Genomic DNA, 18461 nt, shown 5'->3' on the forward strand with positions numbered 1-18461 from the left:
CTCCGAGAAGAGCCGCCCATGTCAGTCGAGAGCGTGGATCAGGAGATCACCGAACTGCTCGCCAGCTATCAGCCGTTCGATGCGCTGAGCCCGGACGAGCGCTCGGCGCTCGCCGCCGTCGGCGAGATCGTCGAATTCGGCGCCGGCGCACTGATCGTCGACGCCTTCGCCGCCACCCCCGACGACCTGCTGGTGATCCTGTCGGGCGAGGTGAACCTCTGGTACGACGCCGACCGGGTCGCCGAGGGTCCCGCCGACCGCTTCCGGCGCGGAGCGACCCTGGGTTTCACCGCGGTGCTCGCCGGGCAGCCGACGGGACCGCGCGCGGTCGCCGACACCCGGGCGCGGGTGGTGCGGTTCCCCGCCGACCGGGCGATCGGCGCGTTCACCTCGCGCGAGGGCGCCCGGTTCCTCGCCGAGCACATCTCGCACGTGCGCGGGCTCAAGTCCGCGCAGCCGATGTACACCCTGGTCGCCGACCTCATCCAGCGGCAGCCGCTGGTGGTCGCGCAGGACATCACGGTGACCGAGCTGGCCCGGCGGATGACCGAGCGCGGCCTGTCGTACGCCGCCGTGGACGCCGAGGCCGGGGGATTCGGGCTGGTGACCGACGAGGCGCTGCGCCGGCGGGTGCTGGCCGAGGGCCTGTCGCGGCAGACCGCGGTCGCCGAGGTGATGGCCTACCCGGCGGTGACCGTCTGGCGGAACATGTCCGCCGGCGACGCGCTCATCCAGATGCTCGACCACGACGTCGAGTTCCTGCTGGTCGAGGGCGACGAGGGGCACCTGGAGGGCGCCGTCGGCGAACGCGACTTCATGCTGGCGCCGACCACCGCGGGCGTGGGCATCAACGAGCAGATACGCCAGGCCCGCTCGGTCGACTCGCTGGCCCGGCACGCGCGCCGGGTGCCTGCGCTGCTGGCCGACCTGATCCGCCGCGGCCTGTCCGCGGACCGGGTGATCTCGGTGCATTCGGCGATCGTCGACTCGATCACCCGCCGCGCCATCTTCCTGGTGTTCGAGCGGCACGAGGATCTGTCGATCGAGGCCTTCACCTGGCTCTCGCTCGGCAGCAACGGCCGCCGCGAGGCGGTGCTGTCCTCGGACGTCGACGCCGCGGTGACCTTCGCCGACGAGTACGAGGACCAGATCCCGCGGTACCGGGAGGTCTTCGAGGAGGTCGGCGACGTCCTGAACCGGTGCGGCATCAGCGTCGACGCCAACCACGCGTTCCCGTCGCACAAGGGCTTCTCGCGCACCGATTCGCAGTGGCGGGAGGCCGCGCAGGGCTGGCTGGCGAACCCGCAGCAGAACCAGGGCACCATCATGGCCTCGCTCCTGGTGGATGCGCGGCCGATCTTCGGCGATCCGAGCCTGCCCGAACCCGCCCGGGTGTTCGGCGACTTCAACCGGCATCCCGCGACGGTGGGCATCCTGCTGACCGATTCGCTCTCGCGACGCGCCCGACTCATGTCGATGCGCGACCGGATCATCGGCCGCGGCGAGCAGTTCGACATCAAGGCGCGCGGGCTGCTGCCGATCGTCAACATCGCGCGGTGGGGCGCGCTCAGCGTGGGCTCGACGGAACTGCACACGACGAGGCGGTTGGAGGTGGCCGCGGGTTCGCAGGTGCTGCCCGAGCGTTCGGCGCGGCGCCTGATCGAGGCCTTCGACGAGCTCCAGCTGCTGCGCCTGGAGCACCAGCTGCGCCAGTACGAGGCGGGTCGTCCGCCGGACGATCTGATCGACCTCGACGAGCTCTCGCCCATCGAACGCAGCGTCATCGAGCAGACGGTCCGAGAGATCGCGGCGGTGCAACGGCGGATGAGTCGGGTGGCGCACATGGTCTCCGGCAAGGACCTCGTCGAACAGGGGCAGCCGGTGGACCGGGTCCGCCGGCCGGGTGCCCGGCGGGCCCCCAAACGCTGAGACCCCGCGGGTGTTCCCGGGCCGCAGGCCCGCAGGCGGTCTGTCTCGGGGGGAGGAACCGAGCGGAAGCTCGCACCGAGAGTTAGTCTCTTGGTAAGAAACAACAGTCACTGAAAAGAAACAAGAGGAGTTCTTCATGAGTCAGGTCGTCAAGGGAGTCATCGCTCGGGTGAAGGGGGCGCCGGTGGAGACGGTGGACATCGTCATCCCGGATCCGGGACCCGGGGAGGCGGTGGTGCAGGTGCAGTCGTGCGGGGTGTGTCACACCGATCTGCATTACCGGGAGGGCGGGATCAACGACGAGTTCCCGTTCCTGTTGGGTCACGAGGCCGCCGGGATCGTCGAATCCGTCGGTGAGGGGGTGACCTCGGTGGCCCCGGGTGATTTCGTGATCTTGAACTGGCGTGCGGTGTGCGGGCAGTGCCGCGCCTGCAAACGCGGCGACCTCAAATACTGTTTCAACACCCATAACGCGACGCAGAAGATGACCATCGCCGACGGCGAGGACGCGGGTGTGGAGTTGAGTCCGGCGTTGGGGATCGGGGCGTTCGCCGAGAAGACCCTGGTCGCCGCGGGACAGTGCACCAAGGTCGATCCGGGAGCGCGGCCGGCCGCGGTCGGACTCCTCGGCTGCGGGGTGATGGCCGGCCTGGGCGCGGCCATCAACACCGGCCAGGCCGGCCGCGGCAAGTCCCTGGCCGTGATCGGGTGCGGCGGCGTCGGCGTCGCGGCGATCGCGGGCGGGAAGTTGGCCGGGGCGTTGCCGATCATCGCGATCGACATCGACGCCAAGAAACTAGAGAAGGCCCGGGAGATGGGTGCCACCCACGTCATCGACTCCTCGCAGGTCGATCCCGTCACTGCGGTCGCCGAAATCTGCGACCAGTATTATCCGGGTGCGGAGGGGGCCGATGTGGTGGTCGAGGCCGTGGGCCGTCCGGAGACGTGGAAGCAGGCGTTCTACGCCCGGGACCTGGCCGGCACCGTGGTGCTGGTCGGGGTCCCGAACCCGGAGATGAGGGTCCCGGAGATCCCCCTGGTGGACGTGTTCGGACGCGGCGGCGCGTTGAAGTCGTCGTGGTATGGGGATTGTCTGCCGGAGAAGGATTTCCCGATGCTGGTGGACTTGTATCGCAATGGTCAGTTGGATCTGGATGCGTTCGTGACCGAGGAGGTCGGGATCGACGAGGTGGAGGCGTCGTTCGAGAAGATGCACCACGGCCAGGTGCTGCGCAGCGTGGTGGTGTTGTGATGGGGGTGCGGGTCGATCACGCGGTCACTTCCGGGACGTTCAGTCTGGACGGGGAGACCTTCGACGTGGACAACAACGTGTGGGTGATCGGTGACGACACCGAGTGCGTCGTGCTCGACGCCCCCCACTCGGTCGAAGCGATCCTGGACGTCGTCGGCGGCCGGGAAGTGAAAGCGATCGTGTGTACGCACGCTCATGATGATCATGTCCGGTACGCGCCGGAGTTGGCCGAGGCCACGGGGGCGCCGATCTGGTTGCACCCCGACGACGCCCCGCTGTGGGAGCTGACGCATCCGGGGCGCAGGTGGGATGCGGACCTGGCCGATGGTCAACAGATCACGGTGGGCGGGACGGTGTTGAGGGTGTTGCACACGCCCGGTCACGCGCCGGGTGGGGTGTGTCTGTATGCGCCGGAGTTGGGGTGTGTGTTCACCGGTGACACCCTGTTCTGTGGTGGTCCGGGGGCGACGGGACGGTCGTTCTCCAGCCGCGAGGTCCTGGAGGACTCGATCCGGGCGCGTCTGTACGACCTGCCCGCCGACACGGTGGTGCACACCGGTCACGGCGCCGACACCACGATCGCCGCGGAGAAGACCCTCCTGGGCTGAACACCGACTCCCGCCGGCTGAGCTCCGTCGAAGCCACACCGAACACCGGTCGTACGCATACGGCCGGTGTTCGGTGCATCGGGGGAGTCTGCCTCCGCCGAAGGAGGTCTTTCCTACGGGACGAGCTCCTTTTCCGCCCGTCGGGTCGTTTTCCTTGCCGCCGACTGAGCCGTGCGAGGAACGAAGTGACGAGTACGTGTCGAAGCCCCCGCTCGCTACGACCCGCCCGCGTCCGGCCGACCGTCGAACGCAAGGCGCGCGAGACGCGCGCGCCCGCCGACCACGGCGAACCCGGAGATCGTGAGCACCGCCGCCGCGACCCCGCACCAGGCGATCGTCGCCAGCGCCGCGTCGAGCGGTATCCGGGTCGACAGCAGCCCGACCAGGACCGCCGGGGTCCCGGTCGCCAGATACGCGAACAGATAGAACGCCGCGTTCACCGAACCCCGGTTCCGTTCGGTCGTGACCTCGTCGATCGACGCGGTGGCGCCGCCGTAGGCCACGCCGTGTCCGAGGCCCGCGACCACCGCGCAGGCGAGAGTGATCGCCGACGACTCACCGCGGTCGATCGCGAGTCCGATCAGGGCGACCGCGAGGAGCGGCAGGCCGACCCGCTGGAGACGCTCGGTCGAGACGCGGAGGACGAACGGCTGCGTCACCAGGGAGCAGGCGAGCATCGCGGCGAGGACGAGACCGATGACGGCGGCACCGGTGACCCCCGCGGACCGGGCCAGCAGGGCCGGGATCACCGAGAGGAAGAGGGTCACGGCGAGCCACGCGGTCGAGGCGGAGGCGACGGCCAGGGCGAAGCGGGTGCGGATCTCGCGGGGGACCTCCGGCCGTACCGGTCGCCATTCGCGCAGCCCCATCGCCGGAGTCGGCCGGATCCGCCGGGCCCGGAACCAGAGAACGGTGAGCAGCGCCAGCAGCAGAACGAACGCGGTGTGTCGCGGCCGCGGGATGTACTCGGCCACGAGACCGGAGACGAGGTTGCCCGCGACACTGCCGCCGACGAAGGCCGCGGTGACGACGAACGAGGCCCGGGCGCGTCGTTCCGGAGGCGTCCGCTCGATGATCAGCGCGGTGCCCCCGGCGGTGACCGCGGCGAGCGCGATGCCCTGGACGATGCGGCCCGCGATCAGCCACGCCGGGCCGGTGGCGACCAGGAAGCACGCGGTGCCGAGCGCCACGAGGGCGATACCCGACAGGATGACGAGTCGTCGTCCCAGGGCGTCCGCGGCCTGGCCGAACAGCAGCAGCGCGGGTGCCGCGCAGATCGACATGGCCGCGTAGATCACCATCAGCACGAGGTCGTCGAACCCGAACAGGTCCTGATAGGCCGGATACAGGGTCGTCGGCACGTAGCAGGCCACGGTGGCCAGGAGCAGGAGTGCGACGGCGCTGCGGATCTCTCCGGCATCCGCCGGGGACGGTGAGGGCGCGGTGGACGAGATGCGCGGCGAGAGTCGATCGATGAGGGTCACCGAATCAGTGTGAAGCCGAATTATGCTGAAGAGAAGCGAATGATATGCGGCGATACCGTGTAATTTTCTCGCATGATCGATCCGCGTTTGAGAGTGCTGCAGGTCGTCGCCCACCGGGGCACGGTCACCGCTGCCGCCGAATCGCTGAGCTACTCGCCGTCGGCCGTCTCGCATCAGCTGCGGCAGCTCGCCGACGATCTCGGCGTCCCGCTGCTCGAACCTTCGGGGCGGGGCGTCCGGTTGACCGAGCAGGCCCGGATCGTGCTGCGGCACGCCGAGATCCTCTTCGCGCAGGCGGAGCGCGCCTACGCCGATCTGGCCGCCGACACGACGAGCGGCACCTTCACGCTCTGCGGCTTCTCCACCGCGGCCGCCAACCTCCTGCCCGCGGCGGCCGCGGCGGTGCGCGGCGCCTTCCCGCAGCTCGGTATCCGGGTGATCGAATCCGAACCGGCGCGCTGCCTGGACCTGCTGCTCACGGGGGAGGCGGATCTGGCTCTGGTCGCCGCCACCGCGGACCTTCCGGCGACCACGGATCATCGCTTCGACCAGCGACACCTCTTCGACGACCCGCTCGATCTGGTGGTGCCGACGGACCACCCGCTGGCGGGTCGCCGCAAGACCGCCCTCGCCGACGCCGCCGGAGAGCCCTGGATCGTCAGCCGCCCGGACAGCCCCTACCACCCGTTGATGGTGTCGGCCTGCCTGACCGCGGGTTTCGCGCCGAACGTCGCGCACTACGCCGACGAGTGGGACACCGGGCTCGCGCTGGTCTCCGCGGGGCTGGGCATCACCCTCATCCCGCGCACGACGCGCATTCACTCGGACTGGGCCGTGGTCCGGGTGCCGTTGCGCGGTCGGGCGAAACCCGTCCGCAGCGTATCGAGTCTCACCCGGATGGGGGCCCGTGAACGGGCGACGGTGGCGACGGCTCTGGCGGCCATCGAGGAGGAGATCCGACGCATGACGTCGACCGCGACGGCGCCGCCGAACACGTGACCCCACATCGTCTTCCTGCGACCTTCGGGCTGTTCTCCGGCGAACTCTGAGCCGCTCTTCCGCTTCCTGAGCCGGCCCCTCTCTGTTTCTCGAACGGTTTTCTTCCGCCCCAGGAACCGGTCTTCTCTCCGTTTCTCGAGCGGCTTTTCTCCCGTCCCCTGAGCCGTTCCGCGAACGCAGTGAGCGGATCGAGTCGAAGGGGCTCGGCGATCTTTCTCGGAAAGGACCGATCCCCGGCTCACGCCTCGGTCCGGCTCAGGGGCCGGGAATGTGACTCGCCGAGCCGTCGATCCGGTGACGGACACCGGCCGTCAGCGCACCGCCGAGGGTATGTCGCCGTTCTTCCCACGCAGGAGGCCGGTGTTCGTCGACGTTCGGTGCGGGACGCTCAGCGCAGCACGAACCCGGGGACCAGATCGTCGTCCGGGTCGACGGTGAAGACGTGCTCACCGGTCTGGTACGCGGTGCCCACGACGACCGGGGTCACCGATGGATGCCCCTCGGTGGTGCCCGCCTCGGCGATCCGGGCGCGGAACACCGAGTCGACGATCGACCGGTGGATCAGTTCGTGGTCGGCGTCGAGGGCCCCGCGCGCGGCGAGGGTCGCCACGCGGGCACTGGTCCCCGAACCGCAGGGGGAGCGGTCCACCTGGCCGTCGGCGAAGATCGTCACGTTCCGCTGGCGGGGGTTCCCGTCGTCGCCGAACCCGTCGTCGGTGTAGAAGACGGTGCCGTAGATGCCGCTGAGCCGCCGGTCGGAGGGGTGCTCGGCGTACCGTGTGCCGGTGAGCGCGGCCTTGACCTCCCGGCCGAGGGCGATGAGGGCGTCCAGGTCGCCCGGGACCACCTCCAGCCCCAGCGTTCGGGCATCGACCTGCGCGTAGAGCGCACCGCCGTAGGTCACGTCGGCTTCGACCGGTCCGCGGGAGGTGTCCACCGGGACGTCGCGGTGCAGCACGTACGACGGCACGTTGACGAACTCCACGGCGCTCACCCGACCGGCGTCGGAATGCACCCGGGCGGTCACCCGGCCCGACGGCACGTCGATCACCACGTCGGTGACCCCGGACGGATCGGCGGGCACCCGACCGGTCGAGACGGCCCACGCACCGAGCGCGATGGTGCCGTGCCCGCAGGCCGTCGAGAACCCGTCCTTGTGCCAGAACAGGACGCCGAAATGGGCGCCGTCGTCGTCCGGCGGCACCAGGAAACCGCCGTACATGTCGGCGTGCCCGCGCGGCTCGAAGCACAGGAGCCTGCGCAGGCCGTCCACGGCCGGATCGTCGATCGCCGTGATCCGTCGGGCGGCGACGGTGGTGCCGACGATCTCTGGGACGTCGACGACGATGCGGAACGGTTCGCCGCCGGTGTGATAGTCGACGGCCGAGACGGTGGAGGGAGTCATGTCGGAATCCTGCGGCATCGCCGCACCCGGGGTCGGCGGATCGGTCGACGAGGACACCGGTGAGTCAGAACTCCTCGCTGCGCGTCGAGGTCTCAGAACCGGTCGGCGAGCGCCCCGGTGAAACCGAAGGCCGTGGTCATGCCGATACCGGTCGTCACGATGGTGGCGAAGACCCCCGGTTCCGGCTCGGTGCACAGGAACTCGCGGCCCGGCGACGAAGCGTACACGCCCTGCCAGCGTTCGCGCACCGTGATGTCGGCGGTCCCGATCAGCGCGGCGAACTCCGCGAGCAGCAGATCGAAGCCCGCCTCCTCCTGGAACGGCGCCGCGAACTCCTCGCGGAGATGGGTGTCGCCGAGCAGGACGGTGCCGTCGCGCTGCGGGGTCGCCATGACGTGCAGGTCCAGGTCGAGTCCGGTCGGTGACCGCTCGGCCAGCTCGGCGCGGACCCGGGAGACGCCCGGAAGATCCGCGAGCCCCGAGTAGCGGAGCATCGACCAGCCGGTCAGCAGGGGACCGGCCAGGGTGACGGGCGCCTGCACACGCATCATGTGGAGCGCGCAGTCGCGCACCGTCACACCGGCGACGGCCGCGGGCAGCACCCGGGTGACGTCGTGATTCACCGCGTACACGATCGAATCGGCCTCGATCGGCCCGTGCGAGGTGTCCAGGACGCCGGAGCGGGCGCCGAAGGCCTGGACGCCCCAGCGGAACTCGGCGCCGCGCGCGGCCAGGTGACGGGCGATCGCGGGCGCGGCCTCCCGCGGATCCACCTGCACGTCGCCGGCGAACCAGGCGCCGCCGTGCGAGGTGCGGATCCCGGAGCGCCGGGCGAACTCGTCGGGGTCGAGCACCTCGCCCCGCGCGAACTCCGTGAGCACCGCGAGTTCGGCGTCGGTCCGGGCGGCGCAGTAGGTGCCCGTCTCCCGGAGCCAGAAGCCGGCCTGCTCCGCGAGCGCCGTCCACACCGCGCGTCCGGCGCGTCCGTACTCGAGCGCCTCACCGGACTGCGCGGAGACGGAGGCGTGGCCGAAGTTCCGGATCGAGGCGCCGACGGGCCGATCGGCGCGTTCGACGACGCACACCGACTTCCCGCGTTCGAGCGCGTGGAAGGCGTGCCCGAGGCCGACGATCCCGGCGCCGACAACGACGAGGTCGTAGCTCACGAGCGGGCGCCGCCGTCGGCGAGCCAACCGGGGAGCTGGGCGACCGAATCGAGGACCGCGGACGCACCCGCCTCGAGGAGCTGCTTCTCGTCGTGGGCGCCGGTGCGCACACCGAGCACGCGGCGCGCCCCCGAACGCAGACCCGAGAGCATGTCGCTGGCGGTGTCGCCGAGCACCACGATCTCGCGCACGTCGTCGACCGCGGAGTCCAGTGCCGCCCGCAGGATCATGTCCGGGAAGGGCCGGCCGCGACCTCCGGCATCGGCGGGGCAGTACACGGCGTCGACGACGTCGGCCCAGCCGACGGCGTCGATGATCTTCCGCTGGGTCTCGGCGGAGAATCCGGTGGTCAGCACCACGCGCGTGCCCGCGGTGCGCAGGGTCTCGATCGCGTCCGCCGCACCCGGGATCGGGGTGACGCCGATCTCGGTGATCGCCTCGGCGTACGAACGCTCGAAGGCGTCGTTGGCCTCCCGGGCGCGGGACTCGCTGCCGAAGACGTGCCGGAACACGACGATCTTGGACTGGCCCATGGTGTCGACGACGTACCGGATCGCGTCGTCCCATTCGACGGTGCCGGGCTGCAGGCCGAGGGCGCGGGCGGCCGCCTCGAACGCGGCGATCACGGCGCCGTCGTCGGCGATCGTGGTGCCCGCCATGTCCAGGGCGACCAGTGGGGGCCGCGCCGGGAGCGAGTCGGGAGCGGCGGGAGCGTCGTGCTGAGCAACAGTCGTCATGGTGGTCATGCAAGCACCCGGGTCTGAACGCATCGTTTCCGGGGAGGCACGTCCGGTCGAACAGCGCGTGCCGCGGACCCGGCGGTGTCCGGCGGCGCAGGATGAGGAGACGAGAAGAGCGGCGGCCCGGGATTCAGATCCCGGACCGCCGCTCTGGTCCATGTCAGCCGGTGGAGCCGATCAGACGACTCGGAAGCCGCCGTAGCCCCAGCTGCCCAGGCGACGGACGATCGAGGCCATGTTGGTCCCGGTCTCCGGGCCGGCGCAGGAGACGAAGAAGTACGCGTTGACCATGCCCACCAGGGTGGTGCCCTGCACGACCGGAGCGCCCGAGTCGCCCTCGATCACGCACATCTGCGAGTAGTGGTCACGGTGATCCGAGCCCCACACGACGCCACAGGTGTGACCGGTGGTCCGGCCCTGCTTGCAGACGGTGGCCGGGAACGACGGCGGCTGGGTGCTGATCCGGCGGATGGTGACCTTGCCGACGGTGCTGGTGCCGCGGACCTTGGACGCATCCAGGCTGATCACGGCGATGTCGAGGTTGTTGTCGACGCGAGCGATCGTGCCGATGATGCCGCGACGCTGGTTCTTCTCCAGGAGCACGCGCTGGCCGACGGTGCCGCAGTGACCGGCGGTCAGTGCGAGCAGGCGGCCGTTGCTGCGGCCGACGGTGGTGACCGTGCAGGCGGCAGCCGAATTGCCGCCCTTCAGGATCATGATGGGTGTGCCGCCGCCGATTGCCGACGTCGGGGCCGCCTGTGCGGCACCGGTGCCGATACCCGTCAGGCCGAGGATCGCGGCGATGATCGCCGCGAAGACCACTGCGGTCTTCTTCATGTAGGTACTCCGCTCGTTGCAATCCCGGGTCACCGGGACGTAGGTAGTGTCTCACTCTAAGCGGACGCCCGGGGGCGTCAGCAGACGAAGGTCACAGCCGAACCCAGCCGTGACTGAAATGAGACATCGCTGAGAATGTACCCGTTCCGCGTGTTGCGCACCACACGGGCAGGCGGGTGGGTGTCCGTCATCATGTTCGGACGCCTAAAGTAGTCGGGTCAGACGCGTGCGCCGGTGCGTGCATGCGCGAACCGATGAATCTGGAGAAACCATAGTGACCGCATCCGGCCGTCCTGTTGTTCTGATCGCCGACAAGCTCGCTCCTTCCACCGTCGAGGCACTCGGCGGCGACGTCGAGGTCCGCTGGGTCGACGGCCCGGACCGTCCCAAGCTCCTGGAGGCCGTCGTCGACGCCGACGCCATCCTGGTGCGGTCGGCCACCACCGTCGACGCCGAGGTGCTGGACGCGGGCAAGAACCTGAAGATCATCGCTCGCGCAGGCGTCGGCCTGGACAACGTCGACGTGCCGGCCGCCACCGAACGCGGTGTGATGGTCGTGAACGCCCCGACGTCGAACATCCACTCCGCCGCCGAGCACGCCATCGCGCTGCTGATGTCCGCCGCCCGTCAGGTGCCGGCCGCCGACGTCACGCTGAAGGAGAAGACCTGGAAGCGGTCGTCGTTCTCCGGCGTCGAGCTCTTCGACAAGACCGTCGGCGTGGTGGGCCTGGGCCGTATCGGCCAGCTGGTCGCGACCCGCCTCGCGGCCTTCGAGACGCACATCATCGCCTACGACCCCTATGTCTCGGCGGCCCGCGCCGCCCAGCTCGGGCATCGAGCTGGTGAGCCTGGACGAGCTCCTCGAGCGCGCCGACTTCGTCACCGTGCACCTGCCCAAGACCAAGGAGACCGCCGGTCTCATCGGTGCCGAGCAGCTCGCCCGCACCAAGGCGGGCGTCATCATCGTCAACGCCGCCCGCGGCGGCCTGATCGACGAGGCTGCGCTGGCCGAGTCGATCAAGTCCGGTCACGTGCGCGCCGCCGGCCTGGACGTCTTCGCCACCGAGCCGTGCACCGACTCGCCGCTGTTCGACCTGGACCAGGTCGTGGTGACCCCGCACCTGGGCGCCTCCACCGCCGAGGCGCAGGACCGCGCGGGCACCGACGTCGCCAAGAGCGTCCAGCTGGCGCTGTCGGGCCAGTTCGTCCCGGATGCGGTGAACATCACCGGCGGCCCGGTCGACGACGAGGTGGCCCCGTGGCTCGACCTCTCGCGCAAGCTCGGCCAGCTGGTCGGCGTCGTCGCCGAAGGCCAGCCGACCGCGGTGACCGTCGAGATCCGCGGTGAGCTCGCCGCCCGCCCGGTGGACGTCCTCGGTCTCTCGGCGGTGCGCGGCCTGTTCTCGGCCGTCGTCGACGAGCCGGTCACCTTCGTCAACGCGCCGACCGTCGCCGAGGAGCGCGGGGTGAGCTACGAGGTGGTCACGGCCACCGAGAGCCCCAACCACCGCAGCATGATCGACGTCCGCGCGGTGTTCGCCGACGGCAACCAGGTGAACGTCGCCGGCACGCTCACCGAGCCGCGCGAGGTGGAGAAGATCGTGAACGTCAACGGTCGCAACTTCGATCTGCGCGCCGAGGGCAAGAACCTCGTCATCAGCTACGCCGATCAGCCGGGCACCCTGGGCAAGATCGGCACCCTGCTGGGCGACGCCGGCGTCGACATCGTCGCCGCCGGTCTGGCCCAGGATCTGGAGGGCCCCGGCGCCACCACGATCCTGCGCGTCGACCGCACCGTCGACGAGGACGTCCTGGCCGCCGTCGGCGCGGCCGTCTCGGCGACCCTGATCAAGCAGGTGGACTTCTCGTGAAACTCGCAGTCATCCCCGGCGACGGGATCGGCCCGGAGGTCACCGCGCAGGCGCTGCGCATCCTGACCGAGCTGCACCCGGAGGTCGAGACCACCGAATACGACTTCGGCGCCCGCCGCTACCACGCGACCGGCGACCTGCTCACCGACGACGACGTGGCCTCGCTCCGCGAGCACGACGCCATCCTGCTCGGCGCCATCGGCGATCCGTCGGTGCCGCCGGGCATCCTCGAGCGCGGTTTCCTGCTGAAGATGCGGTTCATCCTGGACCACCACGTGAACCTGCGTCCGTCGGTGCTGTTCGACGGGGTGGCCTCGCCGCTCGCCGGCGAACAGGAGATCGACTTCGTCGTGGTCCGCGAGGGCACCGAGGGGCCCTACACCGGCAACGGCGGCGCGATCCGCGTCGGCACCCCGCACGAGGTGGCCACCGAGGTGAGCGTCAACACCCGCTTCGGCATCGAGCGCGTGGTCCGCGATGCGTTCGCCCGCGCGCAGGCCCGCGGCAAGAAGCTGACGCTGGTCCACAAGACCAACGTGCTCACCTTCGCCGGCTCCATGTGGGCGCGGACCGTCGACGAGGTCGGCACCGAGTTCCCCGAGGTCGCGGTGGACTACTGCCACATCGACGCGGCCACCATCTATCTGGTGACCGATCCGAGCCGCTTCGACGTGATCGTCACCGACAACCTGTTCGGCGACATCATCACCGACCTGGCGGCCGCGGTGACCGGCGGCATCGGGCTCGCGGCGTCGGGCAACATCGACGCCACCCGCGCGAACCCGTCGATGTTCGAGCCGGTGCACGGCAGCGCGCCCGACATCGCCGGCCAGAACCTGGCGGATCCGACGGCGGCGATCCTGTCCGTCGCGCTGCTGCTCCGTCACCTGGGCGACGACGCCGGTGCCGAGCGCATCGAGGCGGCCGTGGCGCAGGACGTGGCCGGTCGCGGCGATCAGCGCGGTTCGACGACCGAGGTCGGCGACCGCATCCTGGCGCTGGTCTGAGACCATCGATCGCCTCCGCCTCCTGATCCCGGCGCTGCTGACCCTCGCGGTCGGCGGCGCCGGGATCGCGTGCATCCGCACCTGGCGCGCCGACCTGCCCGACCCGGTGGCCACCCACTGGAGCGGCCGCACCCCGGACGGCTTCGACTCCGTCGACGGCGTGGTCACGATCCTCGCGGTGGTCACCGGGCTCGGCGTCGCGGTGTGCCTGATCACCTTGATCCGGGCGGTGCCGTCGCTCGCTCAGCGGCTCACCGCGGGCATCGCGTGCTGGACGGCGGTGTTCGTCGTCGTCCTGATGACCCCGGTGATCGGCGCGCAGCGCGGACTGGTCGACGCGGCGGAGGCGCCGCTGCGATTCTGGGTGATCCTTCCGGCGCTGGTCGCGGCCTCCCTGGCCGCCGGTGCGGCCGGCTGGGCGGTGCCGAGTCGGCCGTCGGGTCGCGTCCACGACCCGATCGGCGAGGTGCCGACGGCCGCCGAGGTCCCGGTGCCGCCCGTGGACTGGCACGGCAGGGGGGTGCGGCTGCGGCTGGATCGCGAGACCGTCGAGTTCCGCGGTCTGGGCGGTCTGATCCGGATCCGGATCCCGCTGGAGAAGGTGGTGCGCGCGGAGGTCGTGCGGGTGGACCCCTTCGCCGACTTCGGCGGCTGGGGCTACCGGATCGGTGCGTTCGGACGGTTCCGCGGGGTGAAGGGCTTCGTCGGACGCCGGGGCGAGGCGGTCCTGGTGGTGCACACCGATGCGGGCGGGCCCGGCTCGCAGGCGCGGGAGATCGCCGTCGTCGACGATGCCCGGGCCGCGGCGGGGGCGATCAACGCGCTCCGTGCGCACCGCTGACCGGCGACGACCGATCCGATACCCTCGACCTCACTCGGCGCAGCGGCGCCACGAGCCCCGTATCTCCGTGCGGCGGCCAGTCAGGAAGGACACCCCGGTGGCGATGAACGACGACGTGACCGTGCCGACGACGGACCCGAAACCGACGCTCGCCGACCGGGCCCGCGACCGCATGCGCGTGCTGATCCTGTGGGGGATCGCGGCGGGCGTGCTGGTCGCGCTCTACTTCATCCTGTCGGCCTTCCTGCCGCGGTGGTGGGCGGGCCGCGTCGGCGAGTTCGTCGGCGACTCGTTCGTGCGGGGGACGTTCGCGGGCCTGCTGCTCGGCGGCGTCTGCACGGCGTTCACGCTGTCCTTGTTCGGTGCCGCCGCGTTCGCCCTGCTCAAACACCGTCGTGTCGGCGCGATCCTCGCCGCGGCGGGCGCCCTGGTGGTCTCGATCCCGAACCTGCTGACCCTGTCGGTGGTGGTCGGCACCGGGCACGCGGCGCATGCGGGACAACGGATCTTCGACGTCGAGGCCCCGGCCTTCCGGGCGTCGACCCTCTGGGGCGTGATCCTCGGCGGGGTGATCGGTCTCGTCGTCTGCTACTTCCTGTGGCGGTACCACCGTCGCGGCCGACGGCTCGCCGAAGCCGAGGCGGCGCTGGAGTCCCGGGAGTCGGCGCCGATCCCGGACCCCGGTCCCGGCACCGCCGGACTCTGAGTTCGGAGGGCGGAGTCGCATGGGCCTGCTGCGGGATGCGCGAGAGTTGAGTGACGGCCTCGTCGGGCTGCGGCGTGCGATCCACGCCGACCCCGAGGTGGGACTGCAGCTGCCGCGGACGCAGCGGAGGATCCTCGACGCGCTCGACGGTCTCGGCTGCGAGATCACCGTCGGGAAGGAGCTGTCGTCGGTGGTGGGGGTCCTGCGCGGCGGTGCGGCGGATCCGGGGCGCCCCCGCCCGGCGGTGCTGCTGCGCGCGGACATGGACGCCCTGCCGATCCGGGAGCAGTCCGCCGTCGACTTCGCCTCCCGCACCGACGACATGCACGCCTGCGGCCACGACCTGCACGTCGCCTGCCTGGTCGGCGCCGCCCGACTCCTCGCGGCCCGCCGCGACGCGCTGCCCGGCGACGTGGTCCTGATGTTCCAGCCCGGGGAGGAGGAGTGGAACGGCGCGGCCGCGATGCTCGACGAGGGCGTGCTCACCGCCTCCGGCAGGCAGGTCGATGCCGCTTACGCGCTGCACGTGAGCGCCGACCGGCTGCCGGCGCACCGGGTGGCCTGCCGGCCGGGACCGTTCCTGTCGGCGTCGACCGGCTTCGACGTGCGGGTCGTGGGATCGGGCACGCACGCGGCCACCCCGCATCTGGGACGCGATCCGGTGCCCGCGACGGCGGAGATGATCGGTGCTCTGCAGACCGCGGTCACCCGCCGCTTCGACGCCTTCGACCCGGTCGTCCTGACCGTCGGCGTGGTCCGGGCGGGCACGCGAGCGAACATCATCCCGGAGACGGCGACGTTCTCCGGAACCGTCCGGACCTTCTCCGCCGCGAACCAGAGCCGCGTGCCGGAGCTGATCACCGAGACGGTGACCGGCATCGCCCGGGCGCACGGGGTACGGGTCGACGTCGACGTGACGCCGGGGTACCCGGTCACGGTGAACGACGCGGCCGAGACCGACCGGATCCGGCGCGTCGTGACGTCGATGCTCGGACCGGACGGGTACGAGGAGATGCCGTGTCCCAGCGTCGCCGCCGAGGACTTCTCCCGGATCCTGCAGCGGGTGCCCGGTGCGATGTTCTTCCTCGGGGCCTGCCCGGAGGGTCGGGATCCGGCGACGGCGCCGTCGAACCACGATCCGAGGGCGGTGTTCGACGACGCCGTGCTCCCCGACGGGGCGGCGCTGCTCGCCGCACTGGCGATCGATAAACTCGACGACCTGACCGGCCGCGATCGTCCCGCGGAGCCGGTGTGAGACCACAGCGGTGGGCGACCGCGGAGACCACGAGCGGAGAGCGACGCGTGGATGTGATCGACCGTCTCCGGAACGGTTCCGGCGACTTCCTGCTGTTCGGGATCACCCCGCCGAAGGCCTCGGCGACCGGCGACGACCTCGATCGGATCTCGGCGGTGAACCGGGAGCGGTTCGCCGCCGCCGACCCGGACGCCCTGGTGCTGTACGACATCGCCGACGAGCCCGGCCGCACCGACGACGAGCGGCCGTTCCCGTTCCTGCCGACCCTCGACCCCGGCGTCTACCTCGACGGGCATCTCGGGGACTGGGACAGGCCCGCCGTCGTCTACCGCGCGGTCGGCAAGTACACCGAGGCCGAACTGGGCGGTTGGCTGGCGGCGCAGCCGCCGGACCGGGTCGCGACGGTGCTGGTCGGGGCGTCGTCGAGCGGGGACGCGGTCGCGACCACGCTGGACCGCGCCTACGCACTGCGCCGCGAGACGAATCCGGATCTGCTGGCCGGGGCCGTCGTGATCCCCGAACGGCATGCGGCGCGCGGCGACGAACACCTCCGCATGGTGGGCAAGCAGCGCGCCGGGGCGTCGTTCTTCGTCAGCCAGATCCTCTACGACGTCAACGCCGCCAAGAACCTCGCCGCCGCCTACGTCGACGAGTGCGAGGCGCAGCGGCTGCGGCCCCGGCCGATCGTCTTCACGCTGTCGGTGTGCGGTTCGGCCAGGACCCTCGACTTCCTGGCCTGGCTGGGGGTGGCGGTGCCCGCCTGGTTGCAGCGTGACCTGCGGCGCGCCGAGAACACCCTGGACACGTCGCGGCGGAGCGCCGTGGAGGTCGCCGCCGACGTCGTCGCCTACTGTCGGCGGATCGGCGTGCCCGTCGCGCTCAACGTGGAGAGCGTGTCCAGCCGACGTACGGAGATCGAGGCCGCCGTCGGGCTGTCGGCGGATCTGCGCGGCGTGCTGGACCGCTGACGCGGCGTCGCCGGGGCCGACGGGGTGCCCGCCGGGCGTTCATCGTCGGGGGACCGGTTCCTCGCGCGGCGTCGGATCGCCGGGGATCAGCGGGAGCGCCAGGATCGGGGCGACGGCCGCCGCCCCGAACACCGTCGGGTAGCCGAACCGTTCCACCGCGGCGCCCAGGACCGGGGTGATCGCCGCGATCGCCAGGAACTGGGCGGTGTTCTGCACGCCCAGCGCCCGGCCGCTCCACGACGGTCCGGCCGACTCGGCGATGGCGGTGAACGCCAGACCGTTGTCGGCCACGGTGAAGATCGACGCGATCAGCATGAGGATCGGTGCGGTCGGGCTGTCGAACCGGTCGGCCAGCGCGAGCAGGGCCAGGCTCAGCGCCGCCGCCGCCGCGATCACCCGGATCGGCCGCATGCGCGAGCCCCACAGGTCCGAGACGCGGCCGGCCGCCGTCCGGCCCACGGCGCCCAGGACCTGGGTGACCGTCACCAGCATCCCGGCGCCGAACGGCGACCACCCCAGGGCGATGATCAGCCACGCGGGCACGAACGTCCACAGGAACGACTGCCCGATCACCAGCAGCACGCTGAACGCGTGGATCCGCCACAGGTATCCGCTCGACCGGTAGGGATTGCCCGTCTCGGCGGCGAGCGACGACGGCGGCAGCTCCGGATCGACGACGCCGAAGTACACGGCCGCCAGTCCGACGGCGGTGACCGCCGCCGGGACGGACAGCGCCGCGGTGATGCCCGCGGTGGAGGCCAGGATCGGCATGGTCAGGGCCAGCACGCCGATCCCCAGCGGCTGGGCCGTCTGCCGGATGCCCATCGCGGTGCCGCGCTGATCCGCCGGGAAGAAGCCGACGACGATCCGTCCGCTCGCGCCGTTCGCGGCGCCGGAGCCGATGCCGCCGAGCAGCAGCGCGGCACCGAGCACCCGGTATCCGGCGTCGGCGTGCACCGCGACCGCCGCGCCGACGGTGCCTGCGAGGGTGATCGCCATCGACAGCAGCAGGATCCGGCGTTCGCCGAACCTGTCGAGCGCCCATCCCCACGCGATGATCGCCGCGGTGATGCCGATCGTCGGCACGGCGGCCAGGGTCGCCGCGGTGCTCAGCGACATCCCGTCGTCGTGCAGCGCGGGGATCACGTAGGCGAATCCGCTGGTCGCCGCGGTCGCCGTCATCGCCGCGATCAGGGCGCAGACCAGGATGGACCAGCGACGGCGGGCCGAGAGCGCCGAGGCGTCGACGGTGTTCTCCGTGGTGCGCACGGCGGCCTCCTTCCGGTGGGCGAGGCGGTGACGTCCCGGTCCCGCCCACACAGTGAATATCAAATAGTGAGATTGCTGTTTCACATTATAGAACACCCGGCGGTCGGCGGTCCGGCGGAGGGCT

Annotated in this window: 15 protein-coding genes and 1 pseudogene; 10 read left to right on the forward strand and 6 right to left on the reverse strand. The window is 71.1% G+C overall.

Annotated features, from left to right (window positions below; all coding sequences use genetic code 11):
- Positions 1 to 18: 18 nt before the first annotated feature.
- The 3 genes from QM809_RS09930 (at position 19) to QM809_RS09940 (ending at position 3789) form a co-directional block, all read left to right on the forward strand.
- On the forward strand, positions 19 to 1929 hold the full coding sequence (locus QM809_RS09930; RefSeq protein WP_415045621.1) for a putative nucleotidyltransferase substrate binding domain-containing protein: 1911 nt from the start codon (positions 19 to 21) through the stop codon (positions 1927 to 1929).
- A gap of 136 nt (positions 1930 to 2065) precedes the next feature.
- A complete protein-coding gene (locus QM809_RS09935) occupies positions 2066 to 3181 on the forward strand; it encodes an S-(hydroxymethyl)mycothiol dehydrogenase (RefSeq protein ID WP_415044161.1) in 1116 nt (371 codons plus the stop codon).
- The gene (locus tag QM809_RS09940) at positions 3181 to 3789 is read left to right on the forward strand and encodes an MBL fold metallo-hydrolase (RefSeq protein ID WP_415044162.1); all 609 of its coding nucleotides are present in this window, start codon (positions 3181 to 3183) and stop codon (positions 3787 to 3789) included. The genes QM809_RS09935 and QM809_RS09940 overlap by 1 nt, the downstream gene beginning before the upstream one ends.
- Before the next feature lie 215 nt (positions 3790 to 4004).
- On the opposite strand, the gene QM809_RS09945 is transcribed toward QM809_RS09940, so the two are convergent.
- Positions 4005 to 5273: an MFS transporter gene (locus tag QM809_RS09945; RefSeq protein ID WP_415045622.1), complete on the reverse strand. Its 1269-nt coding sequence runs from the start codon at positions 5271 to 5273 to the stop codon at positions 4005 to 4007.
- 72 nt (positions 5274 to 5345) lie between these two features.
- Between QM809_RS09945 and QM809_RS09950 the strand changes: the two genes are divergently transcribed.
- Positions 5346 to 6272 carry a LysR family transcriptional regulator gene (locus QM809_RS09950; protein ID WP_415045623.1) on the forward strand — a complete coding sequence of 309 codons (927 nt, stop codon included), beginning with the start codon at positions 5346 to 5348 and terminating at the stop codon, positions 6270 to 6272.
- 388 nt (positions 6273 to 6660) lie between these two features.
- Here the strand turns inward: QM809_RS09950 and QM809_RS09955 are convergent, their stop codons facing one another.
- From QM809_RS09955 to QM809_RS09970, 4 genes are all read right to left on the reverse strand, one after another.
- Entirely contained in the window at positions 6661 to 7677 is a 1017-nt protein-coding gene (locus QM809_RS09955; RefSeq protein WP_415045624.1) for a proline racemase family protein, read from the reverse strand.
- Between the two features lie 92 nt (positions 7678 to 7769).
- On the reverse strand, positions 7770 to 8843 hold the full coding sequence (locus tag QM809_RS09960) for a TIGR03364 family FAD-dependent oxidoreductase (protein ID WP_415045625.1): 1074 nt from the start codon (positions 8841 to 8843) through the stop codon (positions 7770 to 7772).
- Entirely contained in the window at positions 8840 to 9580 is a 741-nt protein-coding gene (locus QM809_RS09965; RefSeq protein ID WP_415047052.1) for a phosphonatase-like hydrolase, read from the reverse strand. The genes QM809_RS09960 and QM809_RS09965 overlap by 4 nt, the downstream gene beginning before the upstream one ends.
- A 180-nt stretch (positions 9581 to 9760) precedes the next feature.
- Positions 9761 to 10420, reverse strand: coding sequence for a serine protease (locus QM809_RS09970; RefSeq protein WP_415045626.1), 660 nt, complete (start codon positions 10418 to 10420; stop codon positions 9761 to 9763).
- 274 nt (positions 10421 to 10694) lie between these two features.
- Here QM809_RS09970 and serA point away from each other — a divergent pair.
- The 6 genes and pseudogenes from serA to QM809_RS10000 all read left to right on the forward strand — a co-directional run bounded on the left by serA (position 10695) and on the right by QM809_RS10000 (position 17068).
- Positions 10695 to 12291: pseudogene (serA, locus tag QM809_RS09975) on the forward strand (phosphoglycerate dehydrogenase).
- Positions 12288 to 13298, forward strand: coding sequence for a 3-isopropylmalate dehydrogenase (locus tag QM809_RS09980; protein ID WP_415045627.1), 1011 nt, complete (start codon positions 12288 to 12290; stop codon positions 13296 to 13298). The pseudogene serA and the gene QM809_RS09980 overlap by 4 nt, the downstream one beginning before the upstream one ends.
- Entirely contained in the window at positions 13195 to 14139 is a 945-nt protein-coding gene (locus QM809_RS09985; protein ID WP_415045628.1) for a hypothetical protein, read from the forward strand. The genes QM809_RS09980 and QM809_RS09985 overlap by 104 nt, the downstream gene beginning before the upstream one ends.
- Positions 14140 to 14242: 103 nt before the next feature.
- On the forward strand, positions 14243 to 14845 hold the full coding sequence (locus QM809_RS09990) for a hypothetical protein (protein ID WP_415047053.1): 603 nt from the start codon (positions 14243 to 14245) through the stop codon (positions 14843 to 14845).
- 19 nt (positions 14846 to 14864) lie between these two features.
- Positions 14865 to 16100: a M20 metallopeptidase family protein gene (locus QM809_RS09995; RefSeq protein WP_415045629.1), complete on the forward strand. Its 1236-nt coding sequence runs from the start codon at positions 14865 to 14867 to the stop codon at positions 16098 to 16100.
- 47 nt (positions 16101 to 16147) lie between these two features.
- Positions 16148 to 17068, forward strand: a complete 921-nt coding sequence (locus tag QM809_RS10000) for a methylenetetrahydrofolate reductase (RefSeq protein ID WP_415045630.1) — start codon at positions 16148 to 16150, stop codon at positions 17066 to 17068.
- Between the two features lie 39 nt (positions 17069 to 17107).
- On the opposite strand, the gene QM809_RS10005 is transcribed toward QM809_RS10000, so the two are convergent.
- Complete coding sequence (locus tag QM809_RS10005; RefSeq protein ID WP_415045631.1) at positions 17108 to 18337, reverse strand: MFS transporter; 1230 nt, start codon at positions 18335 to 18337, stop codon at positions 17108 to 17110.
- Positions 18338 to 18461 lie beyond the last annotated feature (124 nt).

The sequence above is a fragment of the Gordonia sp. (in: high G+C Gram-positive bacteria) genome (genome assembly GCF_047600385.1).
Lineage (GTDB): Bacteria > Actinomycetota > Actinomycetes > Mycobacteriales > Mycobacteriaceae > Gordonia.

Coding starts and splice junctions, on each gene's coding strand:
- QM809_RS09935 (WP_415044161.1), top strand. CDS start 2,066: ATGAGTCAGGTCGTCAAGGGAGTCATCGCTCGGGTGAAGGGGGCGCCG.
- QM809_RS09990 (WP_415047053.1), top strand. CDS start 14,243: ATGAACGACGACGTGACCGTGCCGACGACGGACCCGAAACCGACGCTC.
- QM809_RS09950 (WP_415045623.1), top strand. CDS start 5,346: ATGATCGATCCGCGTTTGAGAGTGCTGCAGGTCGTCGCCCACCGGGGC.
- QM809_RS09965 (WP_415047052.1), bottom strand. CDS start 9,580: ATGACGACTGTTGCTCAGCACGACGCTCCCGCCGCTCCCGACTCGCTC.
- QM809_RS09930 (WP_415045621.1), top strand. CDS start 19: ATGTCAGTCGAGAGCGTGGATCAGGAGATCACCGAACTGCTCGCCAGC.
- QM809_RS09970 (WP_415045626.1), bottom strand. CDS start 10,420: ATGAAGAAGACCGCAGTGGTCTTCGCGGCGATCATCGCCGCGATCCTC.
- QM809_RS09940 (WP_415044162.1), top strand. CDS start 3,181: ATGGGGGTGCGGGTCGATCACGCGGTCACTTCCGGGACGTTCAGTCTG.
- QM809_RS09995 (WP_415045629.1), top strand. CDS start 14,865: ATGGGCCTGCTGCGGGATGCGCGAGAGTTGAGTGACGGCCTCGTCGGG.
- QM809_RS09955 (WP_415045624.1), bottom strand. CDS start 7,677: ATGACTCCCTCCACCGTCTCGGCCGTCGACTATCACACCGGCGGCGAA.